Genomic DNA, 13,780 nt, shown 5'->3' on the forward strand with positions numbered 1-13,780 from the left:
GCAGCGCCGCATGCCGAATTCGTCTTCAGTGATAGCCGACGTCGGCCCGCACCTTGCCGCGAAACACCCAGTAGGACCAACCCGTATACATCAGGATCACCGGCAGCAGCGTCAGTGTGCCCACCAGCAGAAAGGCCTGGGTGCGCTCCGAGGATGCGGCCTGCCACAGCGTCAGGTGATGCGGCACGATCATCGGATACAGGCTGATGGCGATGCCCGCATAGGACAGGACAAACAGCCCGATCGCGCCGGCGAACGGCCAGACCTCCGCGCGGCTGTACAGGGCACGCCAGGTGAACACGGCCACCGCTACCGTCGCGACGGGGACCAACCCGAGCAATGCGATGTTGGGCCAGGTGAACCAGCGTTTTGCGACCTCCGGACTCACCAGTGGCGTCCAGATGCTGGCCAGGGCGATCGCTACAAGCACGCCGACAAGACAGATCCGCCCCTGCCGTCGCGCGGCATCCTGCAGCGCGCCTTCAGTCTTCAGGATCAGCCAGCCGGCGCCGAGCAAGCCGTAGCCGAACAGCAGGGCGACGCCGGTGAGCAGCGAGAACGGTGTGAGAAAATCCAACGACGTGCCTGAAAATACCCGGCCGGTGACCTGAAAGCCCTGGATGAAAGAGCCGAGCACCACGCCCTGGGCAAAGGTGGCGATGCCCGAGCCATAGCAGAAGGCATGGTCCCAGAACGTCCGGTCCGCGGCGTCGCGAAAGCGGAATTCGAAGGCGACGCCGCGAAACACCAGCGCGAGCAGCATCACCAGGATGGGAAAGTAGGTCGCCGGAATGATGATCGCGAAGGCCAGCGGAAACGCGGCGAGCAGACCGATGCCGCCGAGCACCAGCCAGGTCTCGTTGCCGTCCCAGATCGGTGCGATCGAGTTCATCACCGTATTGCGCGATGCAGTGTCCGGCGCAAAGCCATAGAGGATTCCGACGCCCAGATCGAAACCATCGAGAAGGACGTAGAAGAACACGGCAAGGCCGATGATCAGCGTCCAGATCGGCACGAAGTCCATGACCTGGCTCATTGCGCGGCTCCTTCGGCAATACCCGCACCGGCGAGCACCGGCGCTTTCGGACGGCCCGCTTCGATCCTGTCGTCTTTTTCGGTCGCCGCATCGGGCCCCTTGCGCACCATGCGCAGCATCAACAGGAACCCCACCGGATACATGAAGAGATAGACGATGATATAGGCGATCAGCGAGATCAGCACATCGCTGCCGGTCAGCGATGGTGACACCGACTGTGCCGTCCGCAGCAGGCCGTAGACCGTCCAGGGTTGCCGGCCGACCTCGGTGGTAACCCAGCCGGCGATCACTGCAACGAAGCCGATCGGGAGGGCGAGTTGGCAGACACCGAGGAACCATGCGGTGTCATGGAGCCGGCCGCGCCAGCGCAGCCAGCCGCCCAGCACGACGATGCCAAGCATCAACAGGCCGCAGCCGACCATGATGCGGAAGGCGAAAAACGGAATGGCGACCGGCGGGCGCTGATCGGCAGGAAATTCCTTGAGACCCATGATCTCGCCATCGGTACTGTGCGTCAAAATCAGGCTGCCCAGCAACGGCACTTCGATGGCCGCCGCATTGCGCTCGGCCTTTTCGTCGGGCAGGGCGAACAGGGTCAGCGGCACGCGGCGGCCGGTTTCCCATATTGCCTCGATGGCCGCGAGCTTGGCGGGCTGGTGCTTGAGCGTATTGAGTCCGTGCTGGTCGCCGATGAAGATCTGCAGCGGCACCAGCACGGTCATCAGCCACAGTGTCATCGACAGCATGGTGCGGCCTTCCTCCACGAACCGCCCGCGCCGCATCAGGTAGGCGCCCACTCCGAGCACTACGAAGCCCGTGGTGCAGAAGAACGCCACCACCGTATGCGCGAGCCGCGGCAGGAAGGACGGATTGAAGATGACCTGGAACCAATCGGTCGGGAAGAACCGCCCGTCGACGATCTCGTAGCCGGCCGGCGTCTGCATCCAGCTGTTGGCCGACAGGATCCAGAACGACGAGAACAGGGTGCCCAGCGCCACCATCAGCGCGGCGACGAAGTGCGCCCACGGCGGCACCAGCTTGCGGCCGAACAGCAGCACGCCGAGAAAGGCGGCTTCGAGGAAAAACGCGGTGAGGCCTTCATAGGCGAACAATGGCGCGAGCACATTGGCGGTGGCATCCGAAAAGCGGCTCCAGTTGGTACCGAATTGGAACGGCATGACGATGCCGGTGACCACCCCCATGCCGAAGGCGACCGAGAAGATCTTGATCCAGAACATCGAGACGCGCAGATAGACTGCCCGTCCGGTCGCCAGATGGAAGCCTTCGAGGACTGCGATGAATGCGGCGGCGCCAACGGTGAAGGCCGGCAGCAGGATGTGCCACCCGATCACCCAGGCAAATTGCAGTCGCGACAGCAAGACCGGATCAAGATCCGTTGCAAACCCCCAGTATCAGCGGCCAAGGCGTGGCAGAAGTCACTCTGCGAACGGAGCAAGGCTTACGAAATCGACGGTGGACGGCGCTTTGTAGTTTGCCACAAAACGCTCGCCGAAATCTCTCACAAAATTATCGTAGGTCGTTTCAGGAGTCGTCCTGGCAATATGGCAAAGGCAGCTACTCATTCGCCGCTTCATGTCCAGCCGGGGAAAATTGTCCACGATCAGCGCGATCTCGCCGGACGGGATCGCGTTGTATTGCAGTCCGATGACGTCGAGGCAGATTCCGGCGGTGCATAGCGCCACCTCGCTCTCCTTGTATAGTCCGATCGATGGCGTCGAGTTGAGCGCGACGCTGTCCCAGATCAGTTGCGCGCGATGCGTGTCGAACCCGTGCGCGATGGCAAAGCATCGCGCCAGGTCGGCGCCCTCTACCTCGAAGCGGCGCGGACCGGCGAAGCTCTCGTTCAGTGTGATGTCGTGCAGCAGCGTGCCCACGGCCAGCACCTCGGCGTCGTGGTCGATGGCCTGCGGCTGTCCGAGTCGGACCGCGAACAGCCAGGAACGGACGACGTGGTTGAACAAATAGGGCTCGCAGTGATGCCGCGCATGATCGATGGTGGCATCGACGACAGGCGTGTCGGGAACGACGACGCCTGCGAGCGTCCGATTGACGGCTTTATCCACGTTGCCGACTCCATCAGCCCCTGATGAACTTGAGCAGTTCGGCGTTGACCTGGTCCTGATGGGTCGCGGTGATACCGTGGGGAGCGTCGGGATAGTAGACGTCCTTCGCACCCTTGATCAGCTTCGCCGATTTGCGCGCCGAATCCTTGACCGGGACAATCTGGTCATCCTCGCCGTGCAGCACCAAGGTTGGAATGTCGAACTTCTTGAGATCCTCGGTGAAGTCGGTCTCGGAGAACGCCTTGACGCTCTCATAGGCGTTCTTGGTGCCGGCCTGCATGCTCCATAGCCAGAACTGGTCGAGCGTGCCCTGCGAGACCTTGGCGCCCGGCCGGTTGGCCCCGTAGAAGGCAATGGCGAGGTCCTTGTAGTATTGCGAGCGGTCGCCGGCGACGCCGGCGCGGATGCCGTCGAACACTTCGATCGGCAGGCCTTCCGGATTGGCCTCGGTTTTCAACATGATCGGCGGCACCGCGGCGATCAGTACCGCCTTGGCGACGCGCTTGGTGCCATGGCGGCCGATGTAGCGGGCGACTTCACCACCGCCGGTGGAGTGACCGACGAGCGTGGCGTCCTTGAGATCCAGCGCTTCGATCACCGCCGCGAGATCGTCGGCATAGCCGTTCATGTCGTTGTGCTCGGAGGCCTGGCTGGAGCGGCCGTGGCCGCGGCGGTCATGAGCAACGACGCGAAAACCGTGCTGCGCCAGGAACAGCATCTGGCCGTCCCAGGCATCGGCATTGAGCGGCCGGCCATGGGAGAAGGTGACGACGGGACCCTTGCCCCAGTCCTTGTAATAGATCTCGGTGCCGTCCTTGGTGGTGATCGTGCTCATGGTTTTGCGTCCTTGATGGCTAGGGAGCGGATGCGGTGCTTGCTGGCTGAATGCCGGCGTTGACTCTGCGAGTTGAAGTCCGATGGTGGCGCCGGCGACCAGTCCGCCGAAGACGACGTCGCGGCGCGATGCAATGGCAGGAGCGGGGGTATGGTCGTTCATGGCGTGCTTCTTCATTTCGCGGGGTGGGCCGCGAGCCAGTCGGTGAAAAGGGTCGGCCCCAGCCGTGCGTGATCGCCGGGTGTGAGCGATTGATCGTTCAGCGCGAGGCCGAAGTAGCGGGCGTGGATGTCGGCGATGACACGGCGTGTATCGCCGCGGGCGGCGAGGAATTGCTGGGCAAACTGGTCAAGGCCGAGCCGCTCCGGTCCGGCCACCTCCACCATGCCGTTGAGCGGCGTGGCCAGCGCGAACTCCGCCACCGCGGCGGAGACATCGCCGGCCGCGACCGGCTGGAAATCGGCAGGCGACAGCCGCACGGTGCCGCCGTCGATGCTGCTCTGGATGATCGCTTCGATGAATTCGAAGAACTGGGTGGCCCGAACAATCGTGTACGGAATGCCCGACTGTTCGATCAATCGCTCCTGAGCCAGCTTGGCGCGGAAATAGCCGCTGTCCTGCAGGCGATCGGTGCCGACGACCGAGAGCGCGACATGCCTGCCGACGCCGGCCGCGGCCTCGGCGGCCAGCAGGTTGTGGCCCGAGGTTTCGAAAAACGCCATGGCGGCGTTGTCCTCGAACGAAGGCGAATTGGCGAGATCGATGACCGCCTCGGCGCCATCGAGCGCTGCGGCAAGGCCTTCGCGGGTGATCGTGTTGACGCCGCTCGACGGCGATGCCGCCGTGACCTCATGCCCCTGGCGCCTGAGCCGGGTCACGACGTTAGAACCGATCAGTCCGCTCCCGCCGATCACTACGATCTTCATAGGAAATGCTCCGTCTGATGACCGTTGCGATCATCGCTCCGGGAGAAGGATGACAGTCGGGGCGCAGGAAGACTTTGCCGCCATCCTGTTTTTTGTATGTGAAACCCTTGTGGCTGCGTCCAAAGGACCTTCAAAAAGAGGTAGCGCGGAACGCCGGCCATGTTAGGAAGATGCGGAGAACCGATGCCAGACCAAGCGGCGGCCAGGTTTTTTGGCGCGCCGGCATATGGATTCAGGGAGCACCGGCGTGGCATTCGCGTTCGAGGATTTTGTACTCAATCCCGACCTGCGGGAATTGGTGCGGGGAACGGAAGAAATTGCGCTGGCGCCGCAGGTCTTCGACCTGCTGCTGCACCTGGTCCGGAACCGCGAGCGCGTGGTCAGCAAGGACGATCTGCTGCAGGCGGTTTGGGGTGGTCGGATCGTCTCCGAATCCACCCTCACAAGTCATATCAATGCGGCGCGCAAGGCGCTCGGCGACAGCGGCGGCGAGCAACGCCTGATCCGCACCATCGCGCGCAAGGGCGTGCGCTTTGTCGGTGAGGTCAGGGATATCCAGGACCCGGTCGGCGTCATGACGATCGGTGCTGCGGCAGGCGATGCGCCAGCGCTTGCTCTTCCCGACAAGCCGTCCATTGCGGTGCTGCCGTTTCTGAACCTGAGCGGAGAGCCGGACCAGGACTATTTCACTGACGGGATGGTGGAGGACATCATCCTCGCTCTGTCGCGCATCCGCTGGCTGTTCGTCATCGCGCGCAATTCCAGCTTTACATACAAGGGCCGCGCCGTCGACCTGAAGCAGGTCGGCCGCGAACTCGGCGTGCGCTATGTGCTGGAAGGCAGCGTTCGCCGATCGGCGAGCCGAGTCCGCATCACCGGGCAACTCATCGACGCGACGACCGGCGCGCATCTGTGGGGGAGCGTTTCGAGAGCACCGTCGATGACATCTTCGATTTGCAGGAACAGGTCGCGGCAAGTGTGGTCAGCGCCATTGCGCCGCAGCTCGAGCTCGCGGAGATCGAGCGCGCCAAGCGCAAGCCGACCGAAAGCCTCGACGCCTACGATTATTACCTGCGCGGCCTGACCCGGTTTCATCTGGCGACCAAAGCCGGGCTCGATGAAGCCTTGCAGCTGTTCTACAAGGCAATCGAACTCGACCCCGAATATGCGTCTGCCTACGGGATGGCGGCGTGGTGCTATTACTGGCGCAAGATGAACCGCTGGATCACCGATCGCGCGGCGGAGGGGGAGGAGGCCGCGCGGTTGTGCCGAAGCGCGGTGACGCTGGGCAAGAACGATGCGGTGGCGCTCACCAGGGGCGGTCACACCTGGCCGCATTTCGGCGGCGATCTCCTTAGCTGTGTTGCCTATGTGGACAGGGCACGGGTGCTCAATCCCAACTTGTCCACGACCTGGTATCTCGGCGGCTTCCAGCGCATTTCGCTCGGCGAGCACGACGCTGCCATCGACCACTTCGAGCGCGCCATGCGGCTCAGCCCGCTGGATCCGGAGACGTTCCAGATGCAGACCGGCATCGCCATGGGCCATCTGTATTGCGGACGCTTCGACGCCGCCCTGGCATGCCTGGAAAAGGCATCGCACGAAATGCCCAATATTCTGCGGGTGGCGGCCTTCGTGGCAGCCGGCCACGCGCTGGCCGGCCGTAGTGATGATGCGCGCAATGCCATGGTGCATGTGCGCCGGCTTGATCCGACCCTGCGGCTCAGCAATCTCGATGACTGGCTGCTGGTCCGCCGCCCTCAGGATTTTGCCATGGCCTCGGAAGGCCTGCGCATGGCCGGATTGCCGGAATGAGCGGGGTCTGGGGTTGGGGGCGCCAGGGCAGCCGATGGGGGGCGCTCCGGCCGCCGCGCCCGCGTCGCCACCCATCTTGGTGCGATGCACTCAAAATCCCTGTGCATGGCTGCCAAACGCTTTGAATCGTCACGACAGCATGCTATCGACCACCGCCAACCCTCCCGATGGGCTTCGATTCGACGACGATGCACCGCATCGCCGGCAAATTGGCTCATCCTGCGGTTCGAACGCGGCAAATCAGCCGCTTATTGGAGTTGGCGATGGCGGTTATTCATAAGATTCGCGAAGCATTCACGTTCGACGACGTGCTGCTGAAGCCGGCTTTGTCCGACATTCTGCCCTCGGACGCCGACATCCGCTCCTTCGCCACCCGCGCCATTCCGCTCAACATTCCGATCATCGCTTCGGCGATGGATACCGTGACCGAAGCCCGCATGGCCATCGCCATGGCGCAGGCCGGCGGCATCGGCGTGATCCACCGCAATTTCGACGTCGAAGGCCAGGCCGCCCAGGTGCGGCAGGTGAAGAAGTATGAATCCGGCATGGTGGTCAATCCGCTGACCATCGGCCCCGACGCCATGCTCGCCGACGCGCTGGCGCTGATGAAGGAGCACGGCTTCTCCGGCATTCCGGTGGTCACCGGCGCGAGCAAGGGCGTCCCCGGCAAGCTGGTCGGTATCCTCACCAACCGCGACGTGCGCTTCGCCACCGACCCGCGGCAGAAGATTTCCGAACTGATGACCCACGAGAATCTCGTGACGGTGCGCGAGGGCGTCAGCCAGGACGAAGCCAAGCGCATGCTGCACCAGCATCGCATCGAGAAGCTGCTCGTCGTCGACGACCAGTATCGCTGCGTCGGCCTGATCACCGTCAAGGACATGGAGCACGCGGTCGCGCATCCGCTGGCCAGCAAGGATGCCCAGGGCCGGCTGCGCGTCGCCGCGGCAACCACCGTGGGCGAGGGTGGCTATGAGCGCACCGAACGGCTGATCGATGCCGGCGTCGATATCGTCGTGGTCGACACCGCGCACGGTCACTCGTCGCGCGTGCTCGACGCGGTGAATCGGATCAAGCGGCTGTCCAACGCCGTACAGGTGATCGCCGGCAACGTCGCCACCACCGAGGGCGCGCAGGCGCTGATCGATGCCGGCGCCGATGCCATCAAGGTCGGCATCGGTCCGGGCTCGATCTGCACCACGCGCATCGTCGCCGGCGTTGGCGTGCCGCAGCTCACCGCGATCATGGATGCGGTGGAAGCCGCCAAGAAGCACAACATTCCGGTGATCGCCGACGGCGGCATCAAGTTCTCCGGCGATCTCGCCAAGGCGCTGGCCGCCGGCGCGGACATCGCCATGGTCGGCTCATTGCTGGCCGGCACCGACGAGACCCCCGGCGAGGTGTTCCTGTGGCAGGGCCGCTCTTACAAAGCCTATCGCGGCATGGGCTCGGTGGGCGCCATGGCCCGCGGCTCGGCCGATCGGTACTTCCAGCAGGACATCAAGGACACGCTGAAGCTGGTGCCCGAGGGCATCGAGGGGCAGGTGGCCTACAAAGGCCCGGTCGCCAATGTGATGCATCAGCTGGCCGGTGGCCTGCGCGCGGCGATGGGCTATGTCGGGGCCAAGAACCTGACCGAGTTCCACGAAAAGGCGGAATTCGTGCGCATTACCAGCGCCGGCCTGCGCGAAAGCCACGTCCATGACGTGACCATCACCCGCGAAAGCCCGAATTACCCCGGCGGTGCTTGATTGCCGCGGGCGGCGCATAGCCGCTTTCCCCGCAAATTGAGCCCCACAGGGGCGCGAAAAGGCGCTAGGATGGCCTGCCACCTGACGCTGCCACGTGCAGCGGGCCCGTCTTCGGGCGTGTGGCGCGGTTTTCAGAGAATCATCTCACCGTAAATTCAGAAAAGAATGTTGAACGCTATGGTCGATTGGACAGACGACAGGATCTCCGCCCTTTCCACGCCGGACCTGAAGAACCTGCGGGTCAATGCGGAGCGCAAGTCCGTCGACGAGCTGATTGCCAAGTGCACCGCCGAACTGGAGAAGCGCCAGGCCAACAAGCCGCGCAGCGCCGGCGCCAAGCCGCGCAGCCCGTCGAAGGAGTTCGAGCACCAGATGGCCGGAGAGCTGGCTGTTGTCGGCAAGGAGATGGCGGCGAAATACGACCTCTCCGAGGAGACTGCCAAGGCCAATTCGGTCGGCGTCAAGGGCTTCAAGTCGCACAAGCTGCTCGATGCCAAGGGCTATGCCAAGCTCGGCGGCATGCAGCGCGACGGTTCGGTGGCGGTGGATCGCTACATCTCCTATCGCCGCGGCAAGGACATCGTGTCGCTCAGCGTGTTCCTGCTCAAGGACCAGCCGGTTGAGGAACATGAATTCCAGGTGATCGCGCCGCTGACCATGCTCGATGGCGGCAAGCCGGTAGCGGAGATCCGTCCGACCGCGACCGAAGCGCAGAAGCAGTCCGCCGATGGCGGGCTGGCCTTCAAAGACCTGCCGTCCGCCGCGGCCGCCTTCGACAAGGTGCTGGCGAAGATCACCGCCGCAGCCTGACGACTGACGACAGCATTGACGGATCTGACGCGGCGCGCGAGTTTTCGCGCGCCGCGTTTTTGCGAGGCCCCGTCAAGAAACGCCAACGAACCGAAACAGAGGAAAGATCCATGTCCGCATCAGCCAGGCGCATCGTCCTTGCCGCACGCCCCCACGGCGCGCCAAAACCCTCCGACTTTCGCAGCGAGGATTACACCGTGCCCACGCCGGGCGAGGGCGAGGTCCTGCTGCGCACGATCTGGCTGTCGCTCGATCCCTATATGCGCGGTCGCATGAGCGATGGACCGTCTTACGCGGCGCCGGTGCCGGTGGGCGGCACCATGGAAGGCGGCACGGTCTGCGAGGTGATCGCCTCCAACAATCCCGGCTTCGCCAAGGGCGATATCGTGCTGGCACATAGCGGCTGGCAGACCCATGCGGTCTCTGACGGCAAGATGCTGCGCAAGATCGATCCGGCGCTCGGCCCGGTGCAGACCGCGGTCGGCGTGCTCGGCATGCCCGGCATGACCGCCTATACCGGGCTGCTGGACATCGGCCAGCCCAAGGAAGGCGAGACCGTCGTGGTGGCGGCGGCCTCGGGCGCGGTGGGCTCGGCGGTGGGCCAGATCGCCATGGTCAAGGGTGCGCGGGCGGTCGGCATCGCCGGCGGCAAGGACAAGTGCGACTACGTGAAGAACGAGCTCGGTTTCGCCGACTGCATCGATCATCGCGATCCGGATTTTGCGGCGAAGCTGAAGGCGGCGTGTCCCGATGGCATCGACGTGTACTTCGAGAATGTCGGCGGCGCGGTGTTCGAGGCGGTGTTTCCGCTGTTCAATGCCTTTGCGCGCATGCCGGTGTGCGGGCTGATCGCGCAGTACAACGACACCGAGAGTTCGGTGCCGAAATGGGCCGGTGCCATGATGCGCAACGTGCTGACCAAGCGCCTCACCATTCGCGGCTTCATCGTCAGCGACTTCGCCGGGCGCCGTCAGGAGTTTCTGCGCGACATGTCGCAATGGGTGAAGGAGGGCAAGGTGAAGTACAAGGAGTTCGTCACCGAAGGCCTCGACAGCGCGCCGGAGGCCTTCATGGGCCTGCTGAAGGGCGCCAACTTCGGCAAGCAGCTGGTGCGCGTCGGGCCGGACAAGGCGTAAGCGTTCAGCCGTCAACGGCTCCGACCGGCGAGCAGGGCTGCGATCGCCAGTGCCTGGATGATCGCCGCCGTGACGAACAGCCAGGGCGCGGCGCCGGCTGCGCCTGCGCCGGGCGCCCATTCGCGGATCAATCCGAAGACCGCCGGCGCGAAGGCGTAGGTCGCCTGGCCGATGGCGACGATCAGCGGCACCACGCGCGGCACGTCCTCCCGGACGAATTCGACCTGCGCGATCAGCGGCGGCAGCGAGGTGGCATTGCCGATGCCGGCGCCGAACAGCACGATGCCGAGCAGCAGCAGCGGCACGCTGTCGCCGCCGGCGAGCAGGAAGGCGAGCGAGCCGGCGATCTGCACGCCATAGCTGGCGCAGGCGACCAGTCGGCGGTCGCAGCCTGCGGGCATCAGCCAGCCGACCAGCGACCGCCCGGCAATTGCCGCCGCGGTGGCCGCGCCGGCGGCAATGCCGGCGATCTGCGCGCCCATCACCGGGACCAGCAACGAGAACAGATGCGCCAGCAGGCCGATCTGCGCGAACAGGCCGAGCGCCATGCCGGCCGCGAGGGTGACGAAGCGAACGTTGCGCCACAGAAGGTTGCCGGCAAGCGGGCGCGCTGTAGGCGAAGCGCTGGAGATCGTTGGCGTTGCGATGAGATCCCCGTCCGGCGCCAGCCCCATCTGCTGCGGCGATCTGGCGAAGTACAGATCCGCCAGGATCCAGACCGCGACAACCATGACCGCGCCGATCAGCGCTGCCGCCAGCGGAAACCCCAGCCATCCGATCGCGGCGCCCCACAGCGGCGAGAACACCACGCCGCCGATGCTGGCACCGTTATAGGCCTGCGCCAGTGCCGCCGGACGCTTGCGGTCGAACCAGGGTGCCACGATCGCGTTGACCGCGGCGGCGCCGAGCGCCACCCAGCCGGCGCCGCTGAGCAGCGTCGCCGCGAACGGCTGCCATGGCTGTGCGGCCAGCGCCCAGCCGGTGACGCCGAGCGCCAGCGCGATGGCGCCCATCTTCGTAACGGTCGGGATGCCGAACCGCCGATACAGGCCGGGGAGGTTGGCGATCACCATCGCGCCGAACAGGTAGTGCGCAGTGACGGCCGAGGAAACCAGCGCCAGCGACCAGCCGCGTGCCTCGCGTACCGCATGCAGATAGATCGGCGGACCGTAGAAGCCGAGCCCCCAGCCGAACACCGCCAGCGTGAAGGCCGCGGCGACCACGCGCCAGCCATAAAACAGCGTCGTGCCGCCCATTGTTTTCGCCTGCCGCGCAGTTTCCGACTCGATGTCCATCTCCGACAGTCATGTGGGAAAAAACGAACGAATGCTTCGGCCGAGGCCGAAGCATTCGGCGCCGACCCGGCCTAGGATGCATGGGAATCGAAGAGGTCCACGCGATGCCCAGCCAAGCCATGTTCGCCGAGATCGCGGCGCTGTCGGGCGACCCGGCGCGCGCCAGCATGCTGCATGCGTTGATGGACGGCCGCGCGCTGACCGCGACCGAACTGGCGAGGGCCGCCGGCGTCACGCCGCAGACGGCGAGCGGGCATCTGAGCCGGATGACCGCGGTCGGACTGTTGAGCGTCGAGCGGCAGGGCCGGCATCGCTATCACCGGCTGGCGACGGCATCGGTGGCGCGGATGCTGGAGAGCATCATGCAGGTGGCCGCGGATCTCGCGCCCGATCGCTCGCATCTCTCGGTCGGGCCGCGCGACGCGGCGATGCGCAAGGCGCGCACCTGCTACGATCATCTGGCCGGACAACTCGGCGTGGCGCTCGCCGATTCCCTGATCGCGCGCGGCCATGTCGAACTGGCCGGCGACGCCGGCGTTCTGACCGACGCCGGCATGGCTTTCCTCGCCGGCATCGGGCTCGACACCGCGCCGTTGCTGGCGCGGCGAACGGCGCGCTCCGGCCGCGTGCTGTGCCGCCCGTGTCTGGACTGGAGCGAACGGCGGCCTCATCTGGCCGGTGCGCTGGGCGCCGCGATCTGCGCGCACAGCCTGGATCAGGGATGGACCAGGCGGCTGGACGCGACACGTGCTGTACTGATCACGCCGAAGGGCGCGCGCATCTTTCGCGACACGTTTGGCGCGACGATAGGCTAGATCCGTTGCGCTTCCGGCGTCAGATCACCCGGTAGCGGATGGCATAGACATCGTCGGCCCGCGTCGGCGCAGCGGAACGGGCGGTGGCGACCTCGTCGACCAGATGCCACGGGCCGAATTCGGCTGACTGGCTGGGGCTCGGCGCCAGCCGCAGCCGGAACAGCCGCTGTGCCTGGCCGGGCAGGTTGAGGATCACGGTGCGGTTGGCGGTGCGAAACACCAGCGGCACCGAGCCGCGCAGAATGCTCTCGCCGGCGCTGGTGAAGGTGGGGCCCTCGCGCAGGCTGGCCAGCGTCTGGTTACGGTCGGTATGCAGCTCGATCTGGGTGGCCGATGTGTCAACTTGGGCGGCCACCGCATCGGGCAGCCGGATCTCGAACTCGATCGCGGGTTTCGAGGCGATCATGCCGAGGTAGTTCAGCGCGGCGTGGCGGACATCGGAGACCGCGAAGGCGAGCAGCACCAGCGCCGCCACCGCGCCGACGCCATGGCGGACGAGATCGCGCGACGAACGGTATCCGCTGTGGAAATATAGCGACAGCGCGATGGCCACCGCCACCGCGGTGGCGGCGCCGGCAAGGCCCGACATCAGCAGGCCGCCCCATCCGTCCGGATTGTCGTCGGCGACCGCCATGAGGTGGTTGAGTTCGCTCGTTACGCCCGAGACGGCATGGCCGAATGTGCCGGCCAGCCCGGTCATGCCGTTGAAGAGTGTGTCCAGGTCGGTCATCGCGACATCTCGCTGGGCCGTATCGAACCCGGGCAGGGCATCCGCCTGGGAAGCGCGGTTCCCATCTTGGTCGTGGCGGCGCATGCTGCGGTTCATCGCGGCTTCAGGCCTTAATTGTCATGCGGTGGGGCGGCGGCTATAGCGTAGGCGTCAAGGGACACTGGGGGCGATTCATGTCGGTTCAAATGGTTTTGCTGCCGGTGTTCGTGCTGGTGGCGTTGACGCTGGGAGCGTGGTTCTGGACCGGCAGGCGCGGGGCGGCGACCGGCCGCAACGATGCCGCCGACGCGCCGTATACGGCGTCGCAGCTCGATCTGCTGTTCTACGCCCTGGTCGCGCTCGGCCTGCCCCTGCGAAAGATCGATCTGGCGCTGGTCTGCCTGTCCTGGGTGTTCGTCGTCACGCGCTTCCTCAGTGCCGGTATCTTCGGTGCTGGCAACGGCCGTTCGCAGGGCTTCCTGGCCGGCGCGCTGGTGCTGCTGGCGATGTGGTTCTACTTCGCGCTGCGCATGCTGCTGCTGCTCTGACGGCGCAAGCGCGCCCGAAG

The 13,780-nt window shown here is 65.4% G+C and carries 12 protein-coding genes and 1 pseudogene; 6 read left to right on the top strand and 7 right to left on the bottom strand.

All coding sequences use genetic code 11. The annotated features are described in order from the left end of the window. Positions 1-25: 25 nt before the first annotated feature. From cydB to ACUXVA_RS19080, 5 genes are read right to left on the bottom strand one after another with little or no spacing between them, the layout of a single operon-like run. Complete coding sequence (gene cydB / locus ACUXVA_RS19060) at positions 26-1,036, bottom strand: cytochrome d ubiquinol oxidase subunit II (RefSeq protein WP_265078906.1); 1,011 nt, start codon at positions 1,034-1,036, stop codon at positions 26-28. Further along, complete coding sequence (locus ACUXVA_RS19065; protein WP_265078905.1) at positions 1,033-2,415, bottom strand: cytochrome ubiquinol oxidase subunit I; 1,383 nt, start codon at positions 2,413-2,415, stop codon at positions 1,033-1,035. The genes cydB and ACUXVA_RS19065 overlap by 4 nt, the downstream gene beginning before the upstream one ends. Before the next feature lie 57 nt (positions 2,416-2,472). Continuing rightward, the gene (locus tag ACUXVA_RS19070; protein ID WP_445487525.1) at positions 2,473-3,120 is read right to left on the bottom strand and encodes a hypothetical protein; all 648 of its coding nucleotides are present in this window, start codon (positions 3,118-3,120) and stop codon (positions 2,473-2,475) included. 13 nt (positions 3,121-3,133) lie between these two features. Beyond that, positions 3,134-4,117, bottom strand: a complete 984-nt coding sequence (locus ACUXVA_RS19075) for an alpha/beta fold hydrolase (RefSeq protein ID WP_445487526.1) — start codon at positions 4,115-4,117, stop codon at positions 3,134-3,136. A gap of 11 nt (positions 4,118-4,128) precedes the next feature. Then, a complete protein-coding gene (locus ACUXVA_RS19080; RefSeq protein ID WP_265078902.1) occupies positions 4,129-4,881 on the bottom strand; it encodes an SDR family oxidoreductase in 753 nt (250 codons plus the stop codon). 247 nt (positions 4,882-5,128) lie between these two features. On the opposite strand from ACUXVA_RS19080, the pseudogene ACUXVA_RS19085 reads away from it, so the two are divergent. From ACUXVA_RS19085 to ACUXVA_RS19100, 4 genes and pseudogenes are all read left to right on the top strand, one after another. Next, a pseudogene (locus ACUXVA_RS19085) lies at positions 5,129-6,696 on the top strand (winged helix-turn-helix domain-containing tetratricopeptide repeat protein). Between the two features lie 263 nt (positions 6,697-6,959). Beyond that, positions 6,960-8,447, top strand: a complete 1,488-nt coding sequence (gene guaB / locus ACUXVA_RS19090) for an IMP dehydrogenase (RefSeq protein WP_265078901.1) — start codon at positions 6,960-6,962, stop codon at positions 8,445-8,447. A gap of 177 nt (positions 8,448-8,624) precedes the next feature. After that, entirely contained in the window at positions 8,625-9,257 is a 633-nt protein-coding gene (locus ACUXVA_RS19095; RefSeq protein WP_265078900.1) for a hypothetical protein, read from the top strand. A gap of 110 nt (positions 9,258-9,367) precedes the next feature. Beyond that, positions 9,368-10,393, top strand: coding sequence for an NADP-dependent oxidoreductase (locus tag ACUXVA_RS19100; protein ID WP_265078899.1), 1,026 nt, complete (start codon positions 9,368-9,370; stop codon positions 10,391-10,393). A gap of 11 nt (positions 10,394-10,404) precedes the next feature. Here the strand turns inward: ACUXVA_RS19100 and ACUXVA_RS19105 are convergent, their stop codons facing one another. Next, a complete protein-coding gene (locus ACUXVA_RS19105; RefSeq protein ID WP_445487530.1) occupies positions 10,405-11,688 on the bottom strand; it encodes an MFS transporter in 1,284 nt (427 codons plus the stop codon). Positions 11,689-11,792: 104 nt separating this feature from the next. Between ACUXVA_RS19105 and ACUXVA_RS19110 the strand changes: the two genes are divergently transcribed. Beyond that, positions 11,793-12,503, top strand: coding sequence for an ArsR/SmtB family transcription factor (locus ACUXVA_RS19110; protein ID WP_445487532.1), 711 nt, complete (start codon positions 11,793-11,795; stop codon positions 12,501-12,503). Positions 12,504-12,522: 19 nt separating this feature from the next. On the opposite strand, the gene ACUXVA_RS19115 is transcribed toward ACUXVA_RS19110, so the two are convergent. Further along, complete coding sequence (locus tag ACUXVA_RS19115) at positions 12,523-13,233, bottom strand: acriflavin resistance protein (RefSeq protein WP_265078897.1); 711 nt, start codon at positions 13,231-13,233, stop codon at positions 12,523-12,525. 173 nt (positions 13,234-13,406) lie between these two features. Between ACUXVA_RS19115 and ACUXVA_RS19120 the strand changes: the two genes are divergently transcribed. Continuing rightward, positions 13,407-13,760, top strand: coding sequence for a hypothetical protein (locus ACUXVA_RS19120; RefSeq protein WP_265078896.1), 354 nt, complete (start codon positions 13,407-13,409; stop codon positions 13,758-13,760). Positions 13,761-13,780: the final 20 nt, after the last annotated feature.

This window comes from Rhodopseudomonas sp. RCAM05734, from assembly GCF_052658035.1.